A 20,975-nucleotide genomic window follows, 5' to 3' on the forward strand; every position below is an offset into this window, starting at 1 on the left:
GTTCAGCCCGCCGTTGAGCGTCGCCTTCATCCCGGACGTGCCGCAGGCCTCGTAGGGGCGCAGCGGGTTGTTGAGCCAGACGTCGCAGCCGGGGTAGAGGGGCTGGGCCATGGCGATGTCGTAGTTGGGCAGGAAGACGATGCGGTGCCGGATCTCGGGGTCGTCGGAGAGCCGGACGATGTCCTGGATGAGCTTCTTGCCGCCGTCGTCGGCCGGATGCGCCTTGCCGGCGATCACCAGCTGGACGGGGCGGTCGGGGTCGAGCAGCAGCCGCTTGAGCCGCTCGGGGTCGCGCATCATCAGCGTCAGACGCTTGTACGACGCGGCGCGCCGCGCGAAGCCCATGGTCAGCACGTCAGGGTCCAGCGCGTCGTCGATCCAGGCGAGCTCGGCGCTGGCCGCACCCCGCTTGGTCCACGACTTGGCCAAGCGACGACGGGCGTCCTCGACGAGCCGCTGGCGCAGCACCCGCTTGGTCGACCACACCGCCTCGCCGGGGATCGAGTCCACGACGTCCCAGAAGGCGTCGACGTCCTCGGAGTCCGGCGCCACGCCGGCGCGCGCGGCGAGCTCGAAGACCTCCCGGCCGACCCAGGTGGGACCGTGGACGCCGTTGGTGATGGAGCCGATCGGCACCTCGGCCTCGTCGAAGGCCGGCCAGAGCCCCTGGAACATCCCGCGCGAGACGTGCCCGTGCAGCTGGGAGACGCCGTTGGCGCGCTGGGCCAGGCGGAAGCCCATGACGGCCATGTTGAACACCGCCGGGTCGCCGCCCTCGTAGTCCTCGGCGCCCAGCGCCAGGATCCGCTCGACGGGGACGCCCGGGCAGGCGCCGGCGTCGGCGAAGTACTGCTCGACGAGCGACCGGGGGAACCGGTCGATCCCGGCGGGCACCGGCGTGTGCGTGGTGAACACCGTCGAGGCGCGTCCGACCTCGAGCGCGGTGTCGAAGTCCAGGCCCGGCCCGGCGGGGTCGACGGTGAGCTCGCGGATGCGCTCCAGTCCCAGGAACCCCGCGTGACCCTCGTTGGTGTGGAAGACCTCGGGCGCCTCGTGCCCGGTGATGCGCGAGAACGCCCGCAGCGCCTTGACCCCGCCGATGCCGAGCAGCAGCTCCTGGCGCAGCCGGTGCTCGGAGTTGCCGCCGTAGAGGCGGTCGGTCACGTCGACGTACTGCTGGCTGTTGCCCTCCACGTCGGTGTCGAGCATGAGCAGCGGCACGCGTCCGACGCGTGCCACCCAGATCCGGGCCAGCAGGTCCGTGCCGCCGGGCATGGCGATGGAGATGGTCGCGGGCTCCCCGGTGGGCTCGCGCAGCACCGAGATCGGGAGCTCGTCGGGGTCGAGCACGGGGTAGGTCTCCTGCTGCCAGCCCTCGCGGGAGAGCGACTGCTTGAAGTAGCCGTGGCGGTAGAGCAGACCGACGCCGATGATCGGCACGCCGAGGTCGCTGGCGGCCTTGAGGTGGTCGCCCGCGAGGATCCCGAGGCCGCCGGAGTACTGCGGGAGCACGGCGGTGATGCCGAACTCCGGGGAGAAGTAGCCGATGGCCCGGGGCATCCCGGGGTCCGCGGCAGCCGTGCGCTGGAACCACCGGTCGCCGGCCAGGTAGGCGTCCAGGTCCGCCCGGGCCTCCTCGAGCCGAGCCCGGAAGGCCTCGTCTCCGGCCAGCTCCTCGAAGCGCTCGCGGGAGACCGAGCCCAGCAGCCGCATCGGGTCGCGCCCGGAGGACTCCCACAGCTCGGGGTCCACGGCCGCGAAGACATCCTGGGTCGGCGGGTGCCAGGACCAGCGCAGGTTGAGCGCCAGGTCGCTGAGCGGAGCCAGCTCGGGGGGCAGGACGGGGCGGACGGTGAACCGTCGGATGGCACGCACGGGCGAACGCTAACGCGATCACTTGAACGATCCAAGACCTCTGGACCACTCGTGTTCCTGTGAACTCCGCGTTTCATGCCCCCGTCCGCATAACCACCGGTCCCCGGAGCCGTTGAGCAGGCCATGCCCAACACCCCCTCCCGCGCACGGCGCCGCAAGACGGCCGCCCTCGCCCTGATGACCGCCACCCTGGTCCCGGGCCTCGCGCAGATCCCCGCCCTGGCCGCCCCCTCGACGGTCGCCACCACCGACCTGCCGCACATCGTCGACGGCGTGGTCGCCACCCTCGGCGACACCGTGCCCGGCCTGTCCGACCTCGACCTGCGCGGCAGCGTCCTGCCCACCGCGGCCCAGCGCAGCGCCGCCGACCGCCTCGGCGCCGTCACCCTGCGCTGGAACGACTTCGGCACGCCCGGGTCGCTGCTGCCCGCCGACGGCGTCCTGGCCCGCGCGACCTCCAAGAACCCCGTCACCGCCGCTCGCGCGTACCTGGAGGACAACGCCGCCCTGTTCGGCCTCTCGCGTGCCGCCATGGCCGACCTGGAGCTGGTCAACGAGCAGAAGCTGGCCGACTACCCCGACGCGAAGGGCCGTCCGACCGCCCCGGCCGGGCACGCCGTGCTGTTCCGCCAGCGCTTCGGCGACCTCTCCCCCGCGCTCGGCTCGATGGTGACCGTCGGTGTCTCCGGTGGCGAGATCGCCTACGTCTCCTCCTCCCTGGTCCGTACGACGCAGACGGCTCCGGCCGCGACGCTGACCCCGCTCGAGGCCTGGGTCGAGGCCGCCGGCAACGTCGGCCGCTCCATCACCGCCTCCACGCTGAAGAAGATCGGCACCGTCGTCGACCGCGCCGTCGGCTCGGTCGCCCCCTGGACGCGTCTCGCCGTGCCCGGCTTCTCCGAGCAGCAGCAGGTCCGCCTGCGCGCGTTCGCGCTGGCCGACGGCACCGTGCGTCCGGTCTACGAGGCCAACGTCGTGGACAACCAGGACGGCCTCGCCTTCGCCTACACCCTCATGGTCGACGCCGTCACCGGCGACGTCCTGCACCGCGCCCACCAGGTCGAGAACGACTCGGTCCAGGAGGTCTACCAGGGCACCTTCAGCAACACCGAGTGCGGCCCGAAGCACCCCTTCGAGCTCACCGACGACCTGACCACCACCTTCAACGCCGCGGCGTTGGCCCTGCCCGTCGACGACGTCGTGGTGAAGTTCTTCGGCCCCAAGGACCAGCTCCTCTACACCGGTGACCTGCTCACCAGCCCCGAGGTCGTCACCTGGACGTCCCCGGAGCCGCTCAAGGCCGGCGTCTACAGCGCCCAGGTCTGCCCCTTCGACGACGCCTCGGCGGTCATCGGCGCGTACGCGCTCCTCGTCGCCACGAGCGACACCGGCACCCCCGGTGTCGGTGGTGGCCTCGGCTTCGACCCGACCTGGAGCTACTTCCCGGCCAACCCGTCGATGTCGTCGACCAAGATCGGCAAGACCCCCGGCAACGACGTCATCGGTTGCTGGGTCGAGACCGCCGACTGCACGATGCCCAGCGGCCCGTTCGCCAACGTGGCCTCCCCCTTCGTGTGGGACCAGGTCAACGTGGCCGGCGCGTCGTCGATGACGACCATCGGCAACAACGCCAACACCCACGAGGCCTGGGCCAGCCCGCTCACCCCGGGCGGCCTGCTGCAGGCGCCGGTATCCCCCACCCGCACCTACACCGGTGAGTTCACCGACGCGTGGAACGAGTCGGCCTGCGACCCGACCAACCTGGTGCCGGGCGGCAACGACATCGACTTCGCCACCGGCAACCTGTTCGTGTCCCACAACCGGATGCACGACTACAGCTACTACCTCGGCTTCACCGAGGCCAACTACAACCTCCAGCTCGACAACTTCGGTCGCGGCGGCGTCCCGGCCGACATGGAGGTCGGCAACGTGCAGGCCGGTGCTCTGACCAGCCCGGTCTTCGAGGCCACCGGCGTCGCCACGGGCCGCAACAACGCCAATCAGATCACCCTGCAGGACGGCGTCCCCGGCATCACCAACCAGTACCTCTTCCAGCCGGCCGCCGGCGCGTTCTACGCGCCGTGCACCGACGGTTCACTGGACATGGGCATCGTCGGCCACGAGTACACCCATGCCATCTCCAACCGGATGATCGCCGGCCCGGACGAGGGCATCGGCTCCCAGCAGGGTGGCGCGATGGGCGAGTCGTGGGGCGACCTGACCGCCGCTGAGTACCAGTTCAGCCACGGCTACAAGAACGGCGGCAACATCTTCGCCGTCGGTGTGTACGCCACGGGCAACAAGAAGACCGCGATCCGCAACTTCGCGATCAACAAGAACCCGCTGAACTACTCCAACTACGGCTACGACACCACCGGTGTCCAGGTCCACGCCGACGGCGAGATCTGGAGCGGCACCCAGTGGGAGGTCCGCCAGGCGCTGGTGAAGAAGTGGAACAAGCAGTACCCGTACAAGAACAAGTCGCTCCAGCTCGAGTGCGCCCAGGGCACCGACGTCGCCTCCCCCGTGGCCCCGCAGTACTGCCCGGGCAACCGACGCTGGATCCAGCTGATGTTCGACTCGTTCCTGCTCCAGCAGGGCAGCACGTCGATGCTCGACGCGCGTGACGCGATGCTGGCCGCCGACCGGATGCGCTTCGGCGGCGAGAACACCAAGGTCATGTGGCAGGCGTTCGCCCGCCGCGGCATGGGCAAGAACGCCAGCATCGACCCGGCCGACGAGAACGACGTCACCGGCGGCTTCGCCTCGCCCAAGGGCGGCAACGCCACCGTGACGTTCAAGGGCGGCTCGGGTCCGGGCTCGGTCTACGTCGGCATGTTCGAGGCGCGCACCTCGCCGCTGGCCGACACGTTCCCGAAGACGAGGACCAAGGCGACCGCGACGATGGCGCCGGGCAGCTACGACCTGCTCTACGTCTCGCCCAAGGGCGGCTTCCACCGGTTCGGCCTCACCGTCAAGGCGGGCCAGAAGCGCACGGTGAAGCTCCCCGAGGCCGTCAACCTGGCCGCGTCGGCCGCCGGCGCCAAGGTCATCGACGCCACCGCCGGCTCGCTGAAGACCGAGGCGCTCATCGACGGCACCGAGGACACCAACTGGGCCGGCGTGACCGAGGCCAACGTCGACGAGTCCAAGCCGTTCGTGGCCGTCGACCTCGCGGGCAAGAAGTCGAAGATCCGTCGCGTCCAGGTCAGCGCGCTGCTGAACCCCGTCGACGGCGCCGACGACATCGACCAGCTGTCCAACTCGCGCTTCACCGCGCTGCGGCAGTTCGCCATCGAGGTCTGCGTCAAGGGCTGCACCAGCGGCAAGGCGAAGTGGAAGCGCGTCCTCACCTCCACGTCCGATGCCTTCCCGGCCGTGCGCCCCCGCCCGACGGCACCCAAGCAGGCCATGCGGTCGTTCTCGTTCAAGCCCACCAAGGCCTCGGCCGTGCGGCTCGTCGTCCTCAACAACCAGTGCACCGGGTTCGCCGGGTACGCCGGTGAGCTGGACAACGACCCGATCACCACGACCGACTGCGCCACGGGCTCCGAGCGCGGCACCGTCGTCCACGCGGCCGAGCTGCAGGTGTTCAAGAAGTAGCCCACCGAGCCACCCAGCACGCCGAACCGGCGCGTCCCTCGTGGGGCGCGCCGGTTCGGCATCCGACGACGGTCATCGACCCCCGGAGGCGCGCTCTCCGGGAGGGTGTTTGCGTGAGGGGGGCCCAGCCGCTTGGCTAGTGGGCATGGTCGGACGCATCCCCGTCATGAACGTGATGCCGCTGGTGGACCTCGGTCGGCAACCTGCCAAGGCGACCGTCGGCGAGCCCTTCAAGGTCTCCGCGACGGTCTTCAGGGAAGGGCACGACAAGCTCTCCGCCGAGGTGGTGCTGACCGACCCGTCCGGGGCCCGTCGGGCGCCGGTGCGGATGGTCAAGCATGCCGAGGTGCCCGACCTGCACGAGGCCTGGGTGACCCCCGACGTCGAGGGGGCCTGGAGCTTCGAGGTGCAGGCGTGGTCCGACCCGCTCGCGACCTGGCAGCACGACGCCGGGATCAAGATCCCCGCCGGCGTCGACGTGGAGCTGATGTTCCTCGAGGGCCGGCTGCTCTTCGAGCGCGTCCTCGGCTCCCTGGACCCCACGGACACGCGGGCCCGCGAGGTCCTCGAGGGCGCCGTGCTCGCGGCGCAGGACACCCAGCGTCCCGCGGCGGCCCGCCTCGCCGCGCTCCGCGACCCCGAGCTGGCGCAGGTGCTGCTCGAGCACCCGCTGCGCGAGCTGGTCACCGTCGAGGGCCCGTACCCGGCGTACGCCGACCGGCAGCGCGCGCTCTTCGGCAGCTGGTACGAGTTCTTCCCGCGCAGCGAGGGCGCGACCAAGGACCCGAAGACCGGGAAGATCACCTCCGGCACCTTCCGGACCGCTGCGGAGCGGCTCGACGCCGTGGCTGCGGCAGGCTTCGACGTCATCTACCTGCCGCCGATCCACCCCATCGGCGAGGTCAACCGCAAGGGCCCCAACAACACCCTCACCCCCAGCCCCGACGACACCGGCTCGCCGTGGGCCATCGGGTCCAAGGACGGCGGCCACGACGCGATCCACCCCGACCTCGGGACGATGGACGACTTCGACGCCTTCGTGGCCCGCGCCGGCGAGCTCGGCCTCGAGGTGGCCCTGGACCTGGCGCTCCAGGCCGCCCCGGACCACCCGTGGGTCACCACCCACCCGCAGTTCTTCACCACCCGGGCCGACGGCTCGATCGCCTACGCCGAGAACCCGCCCAAGAAGTACCAGGACATCTACCCGCTCAACTTCGACAACGACCCCACGGGCATCTGCCGCGAGGTGCTGCGCGTGGTGAAGCTGTGGATGTCCCACGGCGTGCGGATCTTCCGCGTCGACAACCCGCACACCAAGCCGGTCGCGTTCTGGGAGTGGCTGCTGAGGGAGGTGCGGCGCACCGACCCCGACGTGCTGTTCCTGTCCGAGGCCTTCACCCGTCCGGCGATGATGCACGGCCTGGGTGCGGTCGGCTTCCACCAGAGCTACACCTACTTCACCTGGCGCACCGCGAAGTGGGAGATCGAGGAGTACCTCCGCGAGCTCTCGACGGAGTCCGACCACCTGATGCGGCCGAACTTCTTCGTCAACACCCCCGACATCCTCCACGCCTACCTGCAGTACGGCGGACCGGCCGCCTTCAAGGTCCGCGCCGCGCTGGCGGCGACCAGCTCGCCGAGCTGGGGCGTGTACGCCGGCTACGAGCTGTTCGAGCACGTGGCCGTCAAGCCGGGGTCCGAGGAGTACCTCGACTCCGAGAAGTACCAGATCCGCATCCGCGACTGGGACGCCGCCGAGGCCGAGGGCCGCACGCTCACGCCGTACCTCACCCGACTCAACGAGCTGCGCCGCGAGCACCGCTCGCTCCAGCTGCTGCGCAACCTGACCATCCACTCCAGCGACGACGAGAACATCCTGGTCTTCGCCAAGCAGGCGGTCGTCGGCGACCCCGACAGCGACACCGTCGTGGTGGTGATCAACCTCGACCCGCACGCCACCCGGGAGACCACCGTCCACCTCGACCTGCCCGCCCTGGGCATGGACTGGGGCGAGCGCTTCGTGGTCCACGACGGGATCACCCACCAGGACTGGTCCTGGGGCCAGCACAACTACGTGCGCCTGGACCCCCACCACGAGCCGGCCCACGTGCTGACGGTCAGGAGGGGCGCATGAGCAAGCACGCCCCCGTCCACGAGACGACCGCCTCCGGGGTCGACGTCGAGGAGGCCAGCCGCCCGCAGCCGGACTGGTTCAAGACCGCGGTCTTCTACGAGGTCCTCGTCCGGTCCTTCCGCGACTCCAACGCCGACGGCACCGGCGACTTCGCCGGGCTCATCGAGAAGCTCGACTACCTCGAGTGGCTCGGCGTCGACTGCCTGTGGGTGCCGCCGTTCTTCCCCTCGCCGCTGCGCGACGGCGGGTACGACGTGGCCGACTACAACGGGGTCCTGCCCGCGGTCGGCACGATCGAGGACTTCCAGACCTTCCTGGACGAGGCGCACGCCCGCGGCATCCGCGTGATCATCGACTTCGTCATGAACCACACCAGCGACCAGCACCCGTGGTTCCAGGCCAGCCGCAGCGACCCGGACGGGCCGTACGGCGACTTCTACGTGTGGTCCGACACCGACGAGCTCTACCAGGAAGCCCGGATCATCTTCGTCGACACCGAGCCGTCGAACTGGACGTGGGACCCGGTGCGCCAGCAGTACTACTGGCACCGCTTCTTCCACCACCAGCCCGACCTCAACTTCGACAACCCGGCCGTGCACGACGCGATGATCGACGCGCTGCGCTTCTGGCTGGACATGGGGCTGGACGGCTTCCGGCTCGACGCGGTCCCCTACCTCTACGAGCGCCCCGGGACCAACGGCGAGAACCTCCCCGAGACCCACGACTTCCTCAAGAAGGTCCGCCGGGTCGTCGACGAGGAGTACCCCGGCCGGGTGCTGCTGTGCGAGGCCAACCAGTGGCCGCAGGACGTCGTGGAGTACTTCGGCGACTTCGCGTCCGGTGGCGACGAGTGCCACATGGCCTTCCACTTCCCCGTCATGCCGCGCATCTTCATGGCGGTGCGCCGGGAGTCGCGATACCCGATCTCGGAGATCCTCGAGCAGACACCGCGCATCCCCGACAACTGCCAGTGGGGCATCTTCCTGCGCAACCACGACGAACTGACCCTGGAGATGGTCACCGACGAGGACCGCGACTACATGTGGCAGGAGTACGCCAAGGACCCGCGGATGAAGGCCAACATCGGCATCCGACGGCGACTGGCGCCGCTTCTGGACAACGACACCAACCAGATCGAGCTCTTCAACGCGCTGCTGCTCTCGCTGCCCGGCTCCCCGGTCCTCTACTACGGCGACGAGATCGGGATGGGCGACAACATCTGGCTCGGTGACCGCGACGGCGTCCGCACCCCGATGCAGTGGACCGGCGACCGCAACGCCGGGTTCTCCTCGGCCAACCCGGGTCGCCTGGACCTGCCGGTCGTGCAGGACGCGATCTACGGCTACGAGTCGGTGAACGTCGAGGCGCAGATGGAGAACCCCTCCTCGCTGCTGCACTGGACGCGCCGGATGCTCGCGGCCCGCCGCCACCACCCGGCCTTCGGGCTCGGGGAGTTCCACGACCTCGGCGGCTCCAACTCCTGCGTGCTGTCCTACGTGCGCGAGTGGACCGACCCGGAGACCGGCGAGGAGGACGTCATCCTCTGCGTCAACAACCTCTCCCGGTTCCCCCAGCCCGTCGAGCTCGACCTGCGCCGCTTCGAGGGCCGGCGCCCGGTGGAGCTGCTCGGCAACGTCCCGTTCCCCACGATCGGCGAGCTGCCCTACCTGCTGACCCTGGCCGGCTACGGCTTCTACTGGTTCCGGCTGACCGCGCTCGAGCACCTCGAGGAGGACCAGTTGCTGTGACCTCTTCCGAGCACACCCCAGAGACCACGCCGGAGACCACCGGCCCGGGCCTGAGCCTGGCCTCGGACCACCTGGACCGCCAGGTGCTGGCCGACTACCTCGTCCGCACCCGCTGGTTCGGGGGGAAGGGCCGCCCCTTCACCGTCACCGGCGTACGCCGCATCGGGGAGGTCCCCGGTGACCCGACCGTCGAGCCCCGCGTGGCGCTGCACCTGGTCGAGCTGACCTACTCCGACGTGCCTGCGGGCGCCGTCGACGAGGTCGAGCGCTACCAGGTGCCGTTGTCGCTCTACGCCGAGGCCGAGTCCCGCCTCGACCACGCCTTCGTCGGCTGGTGGGAGGAGCCGGGCCTCGGGTGGGTGCACGCCTACGACGCCCTGCACGACCGCGAGGCGATGGCCCGGTGGCAGCACGCGTTCCACGCCGCGGCCGCCGAGCCGGGCGGCAACCTCGTCGACCACCACAGCTCGCTGGCCTTCCACCGGCTGCCCGGCCACGACCTCGACCTGACCGCGCACTCGACGCTGTTCTCCGGCGAGCAGTCCAACTCCTCGGTGGCCTTCGGGGAGGACGCGCTGCTCAAGGTGTTCCGCAAGGTGACGGCCGGGGTCAACCCGGACGTGCAGGTCCACGAGGTCCTCAGCCGTGCGGAGTCCCCCGACGTCGCGCACCTCTTCGGCTGGGTCGACTGGGTCGACCCCGACTCCGTGGACCCCGACGACCCGGAGTCCGGCGAGGTGGTGCAGCTCGCGATGCTGCAGCAGTTCCTCCGGACCGCCTCCGACGGGTGGGACCTCGCCCTGGCCAGCGTCCGCAACCTCTTCTCCGACCCCGAGCTGCACGCCTCGGCCGCGGGCGGCGACTTCGCCGGCGAGGCCACCCGGCTCGGGCTGACTCTGCGTGCCGTGCACGACCTGCTCGTCGAGCACTTCGGTGAGAGCGACGTGCCGGCCCGCGAGATCGCCGAGCGGATGGGGGACCGGCTCCCCGCCGCCGTGGCCGCGGCGCCCAAACTGGCCCCGCACCGCGAGGCCCTCGAGCGGCTCTTCGACCGCGTCGCCGCGCTAGGGGAGGTCGCGGTCCACCGCGTCCACGGCGACCTGCACCTCGGCCAGACCCTGCGCACCTCGCTGGGCTGGAAGATCGTCGACTTCGAGGGCGAGCCGGCCAAGCCGCTGGCCGAGCGCCTGCTGCCCGACTGCCCCTGGCGCGACGTCGCCGGCATGCTGCGCTCCTTCGACTACGCCCCGCGGGTCGTCGAGCGCACCTGGGCCGAGGACGACCCCGACGGCGCCGAGGTGCGCGCCGCCAAGGCACAGGAGTGGGCCAACCGCGCCAAGAACCACTTCCTCGTCGCGTACGCCGGCGGCGACATCAGCCCCGAGCAGCGCACGCTCGTGGAGGCCTACGTCGCCGACAAGGCCGTCTACGAGACCGTCTACGAGACCCGCAACCGGCCGACCTGGGTGGAGATCCCGCTGCAGGCCGTGGCCGAGATCGGAGCCGCATGACCACCTCCAGCACTCCCCCGTCCGGCCACGACCCGGGCCCCCGCCCGGTCCCCGTCGAGGAGCTCGACCAGCTCGTCCGCGGCGAGCACGGCCACCCGCACGCCGTCCTCGGCCCGCACCTGCACGACGGTGCCGTCACGGTCCGCGCCCTGCGCCCGTTGGCCTCGCGGGTCAGCGTCACCGGCGACTTCGGCGAGGTGGCGCTCACCCACGAGCACGAGGGTGTCTGGGTCGGTGTCCTCCCGGTCGCCGAGGTCCCCGACTACCTCCTCGCCGTCGCCTACGACGGCGAGCCGCTCGTCCTGGAGGACCCCTACCGCTTCCTCCCCACCCTCGGCGAGGTCGACCTGCACCTGGTCAACGAGGGACGCCACGAGCAGCTGTGGACCGTCCTGGGCGCCCACGTCCGCACCTACGAGGGCGGCGACGGGCGGGCGATCGAGGGCACCTCGTTCGCGGTGTGGGCGCCGTCCGCCCGCGGGGTCCGGCTCACCTGCGACGCCAACTCCTGGGACGGTCGGGCGCACCCGATGCGGCAGCTCGGGACGTCGGGCGTGTGGGAGCTGTTCGTGCCCGGCGTCGGGTCGGGGACGGCGTACAAGTTCGCGATCCTGGGCCAGGACGGCCACTGGCGCGAGAAGGCCGACCCGCTGGCGCAGTGGGCCGAGCCGCCCGCGAGCACCGCCTCGAAGGTCTTCGCCTCCGACTACACCTGGGGCGACGAGGAGTGGATGACCACCCGCGCCGACACCCCGCCGGTCAGCGCCCCGATGAGCGTCTACGAGCTGCACCTCGCGTCGTGGCGCCGCAACTACGACGGCAGCACCTGGTCGTGGGACCAGCTGGCCACCGACCTGGTCGCCTACGTGCAGGACCTCGGCTTCACCCACGTGGAGCTGATGCCGGTGATGCAACACCCCTTCGGCGGCTCCTGGGGCTACCACGTCACCTCCTACTTCGCCCCGGACAGCCGCTTCGGCGACCCCGACGGCTTCCGCCTGCTCGTCGACCGGCTGCACCAGGCCGGCATCGGCGTGATCCTGGACTGGGTCCCGGGCCACTTCGCCACCGACGAGTGGGCGCTGGCCCGCTTCGACGGCACCCCGCTCTACGAGGACCCCAACCCCCAGCGCGGCTGGCACCAGGAGTGGGGCAGCCACATCTTCAACTTCGGCCGCCCCGAGGTGCGCAACTTCCTCTTCGCCAACGCGGTCTACTGGTGCGAGGAGTTCCACGTCGACGGCCTGCGCGTCGACGGCGTCGCCTCGATGCTCTACCTCGACTACTCCCGCAAGGACGGCGAGTGGTCGCCGAACAAGTACGGCGGCCGGGAGAACCTCGAGGCGGTGCAGTTCCTCCAGGAGATGAACGCCACCGTCTACCGCCGCGTCCCCGGCGTCGTGACGATCGCCGAGGAGTCCACCTCCTGGCCCGGCGTCACCAAGCCGACCGACGCCGACGGCCTGGGCTTCGGCTTCAAGTGGAACATGGGCTGGATGCACGACTCGCTGACCTACATGGCCCACGAGCCCGTGCACCGCGCCTACCACCACGGCGAGATGACCTTCTCCCTGGTCTACGCCTGGTCGGAGAACTTCGTGCTGCCGATCAGCCACGACGAGGTCGTCCACGGCAAGGGCTCGCTGCTGCGCAAGATGCCCGGCGACCGGTGGCAGCAGCTGGCCAACCTGCGCGCCTACCTGGCCTTCATGTGGGGTCACCCGGGCAAGCAGCTGCTCTTCATGGGCGCCGAGCTCGGCCAGGAGTCGGAGTGGGCGGAGTCCCGCGAGCTGGACTGGTGGCTGCTCGACCACCCCGAGCACGCCGGTGTGCACCGGCTGGTGCGCGACCTCAACCGCACCTACGCCGACTCCGGCGCCCTGTGGGCCCAGGACCACTCCCCCGACGGCTTCGCGTGGATCGACGCCAACGACGCGGGACGCAACGTGTTCTCCTTCGTGCGCCGCGCGCCCGGGCACCCCGACGTGGTGTGCGTGTCGAACTTCTCCGCGGTGCCGCACCACGGCGTGCGGGTCGGCTTCCCGTCGGCCGGTGAGTGGACCGAGGTGCTCAACACCGACGCCGAGGCCTACACCGGCTCCGGGGTCGGCAACTTCGGCGCCGTGACCGCCGTCGAGGGCGACCACCACGGCCACCCGGCCCACGCCGAGCTCAGCCTGCCGCCGTTGGGCACCGTGTGGTTCAGGGCCGCCCGCTGACGGTGGTCGAGCAGCGAGGAGCGCCAGCGACGAGCGGGCGTCGAGACCACCGGCCGCCCTCTAGGGTGGCCGCATGACCCAGCAGCCGACGACGACGCGCAGCACCGTCGCCGACGGGGTGGCCCGCCTGGTGTGGCCGCCCGGCGAGCCGATCGACAACGTGCGCCGCGAGCTGGCGCGGGCGCTGGTCACCCACGCCCGGGTCGAGGCCCACGTCGACCCCGACGACACCGAGGGGCAGCGGATCGCGACCTGGGCGGGCATGCAGCGTGAGGGCGTGATGCGCGGCGTCACGGTCGACGGTACGCCGGTGGACCGCATCGTCTACGCACGGTTGGCGACCGACCGCCCGGTCGACGAGCCCGGCTCGTTCCGGGCGTTGCTCAACTCCTTCCTGCCCCGCAAGCGCGCCATCAGCCAGATGCTGGTGCGCGACACCAAGCAGCGGGTGCTGCTGTGCCAGCTGACCTACAAGACCGACTGGGACCTCCCCGGCGGCGTCGTCGAGGTCGGCGAGTCGCCGATGGTCGCGGTGGCCCGCGAGGTCGAGGAGGAGCTGGCGCTGCAGATCCCGGCCGGCCCGCTGCTGCTGACCGACTGGCTGCCGCCGTGGGGCGGCTGGGACGACGCGCTGTGCCTGGTCTTCGACGGCGGCGAGCACGAGCCCGCGATCCTGGACCGGGTGGTCAAGCAGGCCCGCGAGATCCGCTCAGCGCGCTTCTGCACCCTCGACGAGGTCGACGAGCTCTGTGCCGACTTCACCGCCCGTCGGGTCCGCGCCGCGCTCGCGACCCTCGCCGGCGAGGGATCGGCCTACACCGAGAGCGGCCGCTGACCCCGGCGCTCGACGGGGCGGACGCAGCGCCACCAGCACGCCGACCACCAGCAGCAGCCCGCCGCCCGCCTCCCCGGCGGTCGGCACGTCGCCGAGCAGGGCCCAGGCAGCCGTCATCGCGACGACCGGTGCCAGCAGCACCCACGGCACCACCGCGGCCGAGGGGTTGCGCGCCAGCAGCGTGTTGAAGATGCCGTAGCCCAGCAGGGAGGCGATCCCCGCGGTGTAGAGCGTGGCGAGCAGCGCCGCCCCGTCCACCGCGGCGAGCCCCTCGAGGACGGCGGTCGGGCCATCGACCACCAGGGCGAGGGCCATCACGGGGACCGGGACCACCAGTCCCGACCACACCGTCAGCGACAGTCCGCCCGGCACCCGCGCCGCGCGGGAGACCACGTTGCCGATGCCCCAGGACAGCGCGCCCATCAGGCACAGGCCCAGCCCCACCAGGGGCACGTCGCCTCCCCTGCCGAGCGCGACGACGAGAAGTCCCACGACACCGAGGGCGACGCCGATGCCCTGGGTCACGGTCGGCCGCTCCCGCAGGACGCCGGCGGCGATCACGATCGTGAACACGACCTGCGCCTGCAGCACCAGCGCGGCGATGCCGGGCGGCAGGCCGACCCCCATGGCGACGTACAGGAAGCCGAACTGACCCGCGGACATGAACAGCCCGACCGCCGCGAGCACCCGCCACGACACCTGCGGCCGCGGCACCAGGAAGACCGCCGGGAGCACCACCGCGACGAAGCGCAGCGCCAGGAAGACCAACGGCGGCACGTCACCCATCCCGAGGTCGATGGCCAGGAAGTTCAGGCCCCACAGGGTCGCCACGAGGGCGGCCAGGACGTTGTCTCGACGGCTCACCGCTCCAGCCTGGAGCACCGGATCATGCAGCACCAGCGACTATTGCTGAGCCATACCGTGAAGCGTTGCTGCATGGTTCTGCGACGATGACCTCATGCTCGACCTTGACGCCCTGTCCTCGCTCCGAGCCGTCGCCGACCACGGCTCGGTCAGTGCCGCGGCTGCCGCGCTGGGCTTCACGCCCAGCGCGATCAGCCAGCAGGTGAAGCGGCTCGAGCGGCAGACCGGCGTCGCGCTGCTGGAGCGGGTCGGGCGCGGCGTCATCCTCACCGGCGCCGGGCGACACCTGGTCGACGAGGGCGGCCGTCTGCTGACCGACCTCGAGCGCCTCGAGAGCGGCCTGCACCGGCTCTCGGGCGACGTGACGGGGCACGTGCGGCTGGCCGCCTTCTCCACGGCCATGCGCGGGCTCGTCGCACCCCGGCTGGGCGAGCTGCGAGGGCGACATCCCGACCTGACCTTCTCCCTGACCGAGACCGAGCCCTGGGACACGGTGGAGATCGTGGCCGCCGGCCGGCTCGACATCGGGGTCGTGCACTCCTGGGGTGACGTGCCGCTGCACGTCCCCGACCACCTTGCGCGCACCGTCGTGGCGCGGGACGTCGCCGACGTCGTCGTCCGCGAGGACCACCCGCTCGCCGGCCGGGACCGGGTGACCCCGGCCGACCTGGTCGACGAGGGTTGGATCGCCACCCCCGACGGCACGATCTGCCGTCAGTGGCTGCACCGGATGTACGTCGGGACCGGCCGCAGCCCGCGGATCGCGCACGAGTCCCTCGAGTACGCCTCCCACCTCGCCCTCGTGCACGCCGGCCTGGGGATCGCCCTGGTCCCCCGTCTGGGCCGCGGACGGATCGAGGCGCCGCTCACCACCGTCCTCGCCACCGACCCCGTCCCGACGCGCGAGGTCGTGGCGGTCCACCGCCGCTCGATGGCCGCCTCCCCCGCCCTCCAGGCGGTCCTGGCCGCGCTGACCGACTGACCCGACCGACTGAACCGATCGGAGTCGTGCCCCTGAGCGGGCGCTATCCCGCCCACGGCACCCCGGTCGCGGGCCAGCACCTCGGCCCGGGCCGCACGGTCCATCCCCCGGGCCTCCAGGGCGCGCGAGACGAGCTCGGCGGCGAGCAGACGGCCCGACACCGCGACGCCGAGGACGAGGCCGACCGCCGTCCCGACCACCGGCAGCAGGCCCAGCACGAGCACCCCGACGCCCAGCAGCAGACCGGTCCCCGCCAGCACGAGGCCGTCCACGGCCGAGCGCCAGAAGCCCGGGCCCGCGTCGGGGACGTCCCCACCCAGCATCCGCTCGGTCTCCGCCCAGATCCGGGCGTAGAACGGGTCCCCCAGCGTCAGTGCGAGGGCGGTGAAGGTCATCGACGCCACCATGAGGAACCCCACGACCACGAGCAGGCCCAGCGCCACCCGCACCAGCGCCCGCGCCCCGGTGGCCCAGTCGGCGGCGAACGGCGTCGCCCAGGCGACGAGGTCGCCGACCTGCAGCAGCAGGACGACGAGGCCGCCCACCACCAGGAGCAGGACCAGCAGCGCCGGCACCATCCCCAGGAGCATCAGCCCCGGACGGGTGCGCCAGAGCCCGAGGCCGCGCAGGAGGTAGCCCGGGCCGCGCACCGGCGGACTCAGAACAGCGCCGAGGCGAGGGCCCGCCGTCCGTTGAGGACCCGGGGGTCGTCGTTGCCGACGGCGGCGAAGAGACCCAGCAGGTGGTCGCGGGCCCGCTCGCGCTCCTTGTCCGACGTACGCCGCACGAGCTCCACCAGCCGGACGAAGGCGTCCTCGACGTGGCCGCCGAGCATGTCGAGGTCGGCGCAGAGGGTCTGGGCGTCGATGTCGTCGGGGTCCGCGGCCGCGGCGGCGCGGGCCGCCTGCAGGTCGACGCCCTGGGTGCGCTGGAGCACCTTGGCCATCGCCAGGCCGGCGACCGCCTCGCTGTCGGCGGGGTTGGCCGAGACCAGATTCTGGTACTCCTCGACCGCGCGGTCGATGTCGCCCGCGGCGAGCGCGTCCTGGGCGGGGGCGTAGCGCGGGTCGAGCCCCGGCTCCTCGCCCTCCTCGGTCGCGGGTGCCGCAGCGCGCGGCTGGTGCCGGCCGGTGACGCCGCCGGCGGTGAGCTGCTGGGCCAGCTGGTCGAGCAGACCGCTGATCTCCTCGGGTCCGAGCACGTCCTGGGCGATCGGCTGCGGGCGACCGTCGAGCACCGCCATGAGGTAGGGGATCGACTGCAGCTGCACGGCCTGCGCGATCGCCGGGGTGGCGTCGACGTCGACCAGCGCGGCGAGGAAGCGGCCCTCGTGGGCGTCGACCGCCGAGGCGAGGTCGCGGGCCATCTGCTCGCTCTCGGGCAGCCGGCTGGCGGAGTAGAACGCCAGCAGGACCGGAGCGGTCATCGAGGACTCGATGACCTGCTGGAAGTTCTCCTCGGTGACGGTGAGGGAGTACGCCGAGCCGCCACCGCCGCCCGCGGACGAGGCCTGACCGCCGGAGGACGGCGCTGCCGGGGCCGGCTTCTTCAGCGCCGAGAGGTCGATGGCACCGGGGCGGGAGAACGGCTGCTGCGTCATGGCGCCAATCCTAGGAAACCGGCACCGGCCCGGCGGGTGGGGGCCTGCGCCGCGGGACGGCCGGGCTCGCCGGGCACGCCGGGCACGCCGGGCTCACGCGAGCCCGAGCGCCACCGCCTCCTCCCACAGCTCCTCGCGCACCCGGGGGTGGGCGGCGTGCTCGATGAGGTGCCGGGCCTGGGTGCGCTCGTCCTGGCCGGCGAGCTCGGCGGCCCCCTGCTCGGTGAGCACGGCCGTGACCTGGAAGGAGGTGACCGGCTCGTCGACCATCGGGACGATCGTGGAGCAGTCGGCCTTGGGGTGCCACGAGCGCAGCGCCATCAGCGCCTGGCCGCCCCGGCTGTGCAGGGCACCGACGATGAAGTCGGTCTGCCCGCCGAAGCCGGAGTGGATCCGGGCGTGGATCCGCGAGGCGTTGGCCTGGCCGAAGAGGTCGACCTGCAGCGCGGTGTTGATGCTGGTCATGCCCGGGTTGCGCGCGATCAGTCCCGGGTCGTTGGCCGTCTCGGTGCGGATCATCTGCACCCGCGGGTTGCGGTCGACCCAGGCCAGCAGCTCCGGGGAGCCGAACAGGAACGACGCCTGTACCGGCACGTCGCGGTCGAGCGCCCCCGCCTGCTCCAGCGCCAGCACCGAGTCGGAGAACATCTCGGTCCACACCCGCAGCCCGCGTCGGCCGGTCAGCCCCCGCAGCGCCGCGTCGGGCACCGCGCCGATGCCCGCCTGCAGCGTGGCGCCGTCGCCGACCCGGGCCGCCACCTGCGCGCCGATCGCGGCGGCCTCGGCGTCGATCCCGCCTGCACCGGACGGCCCCGCCACCGCGGGCTCCTCGGCCTCCACGAGCACGTCGATCGACGCCAGGTCGAGCTCCGCGTCGCCGTACGTCCAGGGCACGCGGTCACTGACCTGCGCCACCACCCGCCCACCGCGGGCGCGCGCCGCCTCGACCGCCGCCGGCAGCACATTGACCTCGGTGCCCAGCGACACCCTGCCGTCGCGGGGCCGCGTGGTGTGCAGCAGCACGAGGTCCGGCGGCTGCGTCGTGGTGAACAGCCGGGGCACCAGCGACAGCCGCGAGGGCGTGTAGCGCAACCGCGGGCTGCGCCGCATGCCCGGGCCGACGAACGGCGTCTCGTAGGTGACGCCGTCACGGTCGGGCACGCCGCGCTGGGCGTTCAGCACCCACAGCCGGTACGACGCCAGCGACTCGTCCACCAGGCCGAGCAGCGTCCACGGGGTGGCATGGTTGCCGGTCACCACCACACGGGGCTCGTCGGGCAGTCCGGACAGCAGGGCGGGCAGGTCCACAGCCCCATTGGAGCAGAGCCGGCCCCGACCCACCTGCGGTTCAGTCCCCGAGCAGCGCGTCGGCCGCGGCGTACGGGTCCTGCTCGCCGGCGGCGACGGCCTCGGCCAGCCGGTCCAGCGCGGAGTGGTCGCCCAGCTCCCAGCGCGCGCGGAGCGCCGCGACGGCCACCGCCTCGACCTAGGCCCGCGCGCGCCGCGCGCGCCGCGCGGCGAGCTGACCGGTCTCCTCGAGCCAGGCACGGTGCTGCTCCAGGCCCTCGACGACGTCGTCGACGCCCTGTCCGGTCTGGGCGACGGTCGCCAGGATCGGGGGCTGCCAGGCGTCGGCGGCCCGCTCGGTCAGAGCCAGGCCGGACCGCAGATCACGTCGCAGCCGGTCGGCCCCGTCGCGGTCGGCCTTGTTGACGACGTAGAGGTCGCCGACCTCGAGGATGCCGGCCTTCGCGGCCTGGATGCCGTCGCCCATCCCGGGCGCCAGCAGGACCATCGTGGTGTCGGCGAGCCCGGCGACCTCGACCTCGCTCTGGCCGACGCCGACGGTCTCCACCAGCACCACGTCGAAGCCGGCTGCGTCGAGCACGCGCACGGCCTGGGGCGTGGTGAACGAGAGCCCGCCCAGGTGCCCCCGGGACGCCATCGAGCGGATGAAGACACCCTCGTCGGCGGCGTGGTCCTGCATCCGGATGCGGTCGCCGAGCAGCGCGCCGCCGGAGAACGGCGAGGACGGGTCGACCGCGAGCACGCCGACCGTGCGGCCGGCCGCGCGCAGGGCGCCGATGAGCGCGTTGGTCGAGGTGGACTTCCCGACACCGGGGGCACCGGTCAGGCCCACCACGTGCGCACGGCCGGTGTGCGGCGCGAGCGCCGCCATCACCGGCCGCAGGAGGGGCGACTCGTCCTCGACGAGCGAGACGAGCCGGGCGACGGCCCGGGCCTGGCCGGCGCGTGCGCGCTCGACCAGGTCCGGGACCGCCGCGGGGTCAGTTCGACGGGACACGCACGATCAGGGCGTCGCCCTGGCCACCGCCACCGCACAGCGCGGCCGCACCGGTGCCGCCGCCCCGGCGCTTGAGCTCGAGCGCGAGGTGCAGGACCACGCGGGCACCGGACATGCCGACCGGGTGACCCAGGGCGATCGCGCCGCCGTTGACGTTGACCTTCTCGTCGGGCAGGCCGAGGGCCCGCGCGGAGGCGATGCCGACCGCGGCGAAGGCCTCGTTGAACTCCACCAGGTCCAGCGACGAGGGCTCGATGCCCTCCTTCGCGCAGGCCTTCGCGGTGGCGTTGGCCGGCTGCAGCTGCAGGGTGGAGTCGGGGCCGGCGACCATGCCGTGCGCGCCGATCTCGGCCAGCCACTCCAGGCCCAGCTCCTCGGCCTTGGCCTTGCTCATCACCACGACGGCGCAGGCACCGTCGGAGATCTGCGAGGAGGTGCCGGCGGTGATGGTGCCGTCCTTGGCGAAGGCGGGGCGCAGCCCGCCGAGGCTCTCGGCGGTGGTGTCGCCGCGCACGCCCTCGTCGGAGGAGACGACGACCGGGTCGCCCTTGCGCTGCGGGATGGAGACGGGGACGACCTCGTCGTCGAAGACCCCGTTCTTCCAGGCCTCGGCGGCCTTCTGGTGCGAGGCCGCGGCGAAGGCGTCCTGCTCCTCACGGGTGAACTTGTCGGTCGCGGCGTTGCACGCCTCGGTCAGCCCGCCCATGGCCTGCTGGGTGGCCTGGTCGAACAGCGCATCGTAGGCCATCGAGTCGACCAGCGCGGTGTCGCCGTACTTGAAGCCCTCACGCGACTTCGGCAGCAGGTGCGGAGCGTTGGTCATCGACTCCATGCCGCCCGCGACGATGATGTCGGCCTCGCCGGCGCGGATCATCTGGTCGGCGGTGGCGATGGCGTTGAGGCCCGACAGGCACACCTTGTTGACGGTGATGGAGGGGACCGAGGCCGGCAGCCCACCGGCGAGGCCGGCGGCGCGGGCGGGGTTCTGGCCGGCGCCGGCGAGGATGACCTGGCCCATGATCAGGTAGTCGACCTGCTCGCCGGTGACGCCCGCCTTCTCCAGCGCGCCCTTGATGGCGATCCCGCCGAGGTCGGCGGCCGAGAAGCTCTTGAGCCCGCCGAGCAGGCGGCCGATCGGGGTGCGCGCCCCGGCGACGATGACGGTTCCGGACATGGGGTTCTCCTCCAGTGCTGGGTGGGCCGGCGCGGGACGAGGGCCGCGGGCGCCGGGCCGGGACCCGGTCAGGCTACCCACGAGTCACCTCCGCGGCGAGGGGCGTCCGTCCTGCCGGTCGTGAG

11 protein-coding genes and 3 pseudogenes are annotated in these 20,975 nt (G+C 72.2%); 7 read left to right on the plus strand and 7 right to left on the minus strand.

From position 1 onward, the window contains the following. The coding region (gene glgP, locus A6R01_RS00645) for an alpha-glucan family phosphorylase (RefSeq protein WP_292602361.1) at positions 1-1,875 on the minus strand (1,875 nt) is incomplete at its 3' end. 123 nt (positions 1,876-1,998) lie between these two features. On the opposite strand from glgP, the gene A6R01_RS00650 reads away from it, so the two are divergent. The 6 genes from A6R01_RS00650 (at position 1,999) to A6R01_RS00675 (ending at position 13,925) form a co-directional block, all read left to right on the plus strand. Further along, complete coding sequence (locus tag A6R01_RS00650; RefSeq protein WP_292602365.1) at positions 1,999-5,478, plus strand: M36 family metallopeptidase; 3,480 nt, start codon at positions 1,999-2,001, stop codon at positions 5,476-5,478. 145 nt (positions 5,479-5,623) lie between these two features. Next, the gene (locus tag A6R01_RS00655) at positions 5,624-7,612 is read left to right on the plus strand and encodes an alpha-1,4-glucan--maltose-1-phosphate maltosyltransferase (protein WP_292602368.1); all 1,989 of its coding nucleotides are present in this window, start codon (positions 5,624-5,626) and stop codon (positions 7,610-7,612) included. Further along, positions 7,609-9,360, plus strand: coding sequence for a maltose alpha-D-glucosyltransferase (treS, locus tag A6R01_RS00660; RefSeq protein ID WP_292602371.1), 1,752 nt, complete (start codon positions 7,609-7,611; stop codon positions 9,358-9,360). Before A6R01_RS00655 ends, treS begins: the two co-directional genes overlap by 4 nt. Continuing rightward, a complete protein-coding gene (locus A6R01_RS00665) occupies positions 9,357-10,871 on the plus strand; it encodes a hypothetical protein (RefSeq protein WP_292602374.1) in 1,515 nt (504 codons plus the stop codon). Before treS ends, A6R01_RS00665 begins: the two co-directional genes overlap by 4 nt. Further along, positions 10,868-13,090: a 1,4-alpha-glucan branching protein GlgB gene (glgB, locus tag A6R01_RS00670; RefSeq protein WP_292602377.1), complete on the plus strand. Its 2,223-nt coding sequence runs from the start codon at positions 10,868-10,870 to the stop codon at positions 13,088-13,090. The genes A6R01_RS00665 and glgB overlap by 4 nt, the downstream gene beginning before the upstream one ends. 73 nt (positions 13,091-13,163) lie before the next feature. Then, entirely contained in the window at positions 13,164-13,925 is a 762-nt protein-coding gene (locus A6R01_RS00675) for an NUDIX hydrolase (RefSeq protein ID WP_292602380.1), read from the plus strand. An 84-nt stretch (positions 13,926-14,009) separates the two neighbouring features. Here the strand turns inward: A6R01_RS00675 and A6R01_RS00680 are convergent. Beyond that, positions 14,010-14,711, minus strand: a pseudogene (locus A6R01_RS00680) (EamA family transporter); the annotation flags it as partial. 172 nt (positions 14,712-14,883) lie between these two features. Between A6R01_RS00680 and A6R01_RS00685 the strand changes: the two are divergent. After that, positions 14,884-15,771, plus strand: a complete 888-nt coding sequence (locus A6R01_RS00685; RefSeq protein WP_292602383.1) for a LysR family transcriptional regulator — start codon at positions 14,884-14,886, stop codon at positions 15,769-15,771. Positions 15,772-15,830: 59 nt separating this feature from the next. Here the strand turns inward: A6R01_RS00685 and A6R01_RS00690 are convergent. From A6R01_RS00690 to A6R01_RS00710, 5 genes and pseudogenes are all read right to left on the minus strand, one after another. Then, positions 15,831-16,421, minus strand: a pseudogene (locus tag A6R01_RS00690) (EI24 domain-containing protein); the annotation flags it as partial. An 8-nt stretch (positions 16,422-16,429) separates the two neighbouring features. Further along, positions 16,430-17,371, minus strand: a complete 942-nt coding sequence (locus tag A6R01_RS00695) for a tetratricopeptide repeat protein (protein ID WP_292602386.1) — start codon at positions 17,369-17,371, stop codon at positions 16,430-16,432. A 93-nt stretch (positions 17,372-17,464) separates the two neighbouring features. Beyond that, positions 17,465-18,679 carry an acetyl-CoA hydrolase/transferase C-terminal domain-containing protein gene (locus A6R01_RS00700; protein WP_292602389.1) on the minus strand — a complete coding sequence of 405 codons (1,215 nt, stop codon included), beginning with the start codon at positions 18,677-18,679 and terminating at the stop codon, positions 17,465-17,467. A gap of 40 nt (positions 18,680-18,719) precedes the next feature. Then, positions 18,720-19,676: pseudogene (gene meaB / locus A6R01_RS00705) on the minus strand (methylmalonyl Co-A mutase-associated GTPase MeaB). Beyond that, entirely contained in the window at positions 19,660-20,850 is a 1,191-nt protein-coding gene (locus A6R01_RS00710; RefSeq protein ID WP_292602393.1) for an acetyl-CoA C-acetyltransferase, read from the minus strand. The pseudogene meaB and the gene A6R01_RS00710 overlap by 17 nt, the downstream one beginning before the upstream one ends. Between the last annotated feature and the right edge of the window lie 125 nt (positions 20,851-20,975).

Origin of the sequence: Nocardioides sp. REDSEA-S30_B4 (assembly GCF_001627265.1) — a bacterium.
GTDB lineage: Bacteria > Actinomycetota > Actinomycetes > Propionibacteriales > Nocardioidaceae > Nocardioides.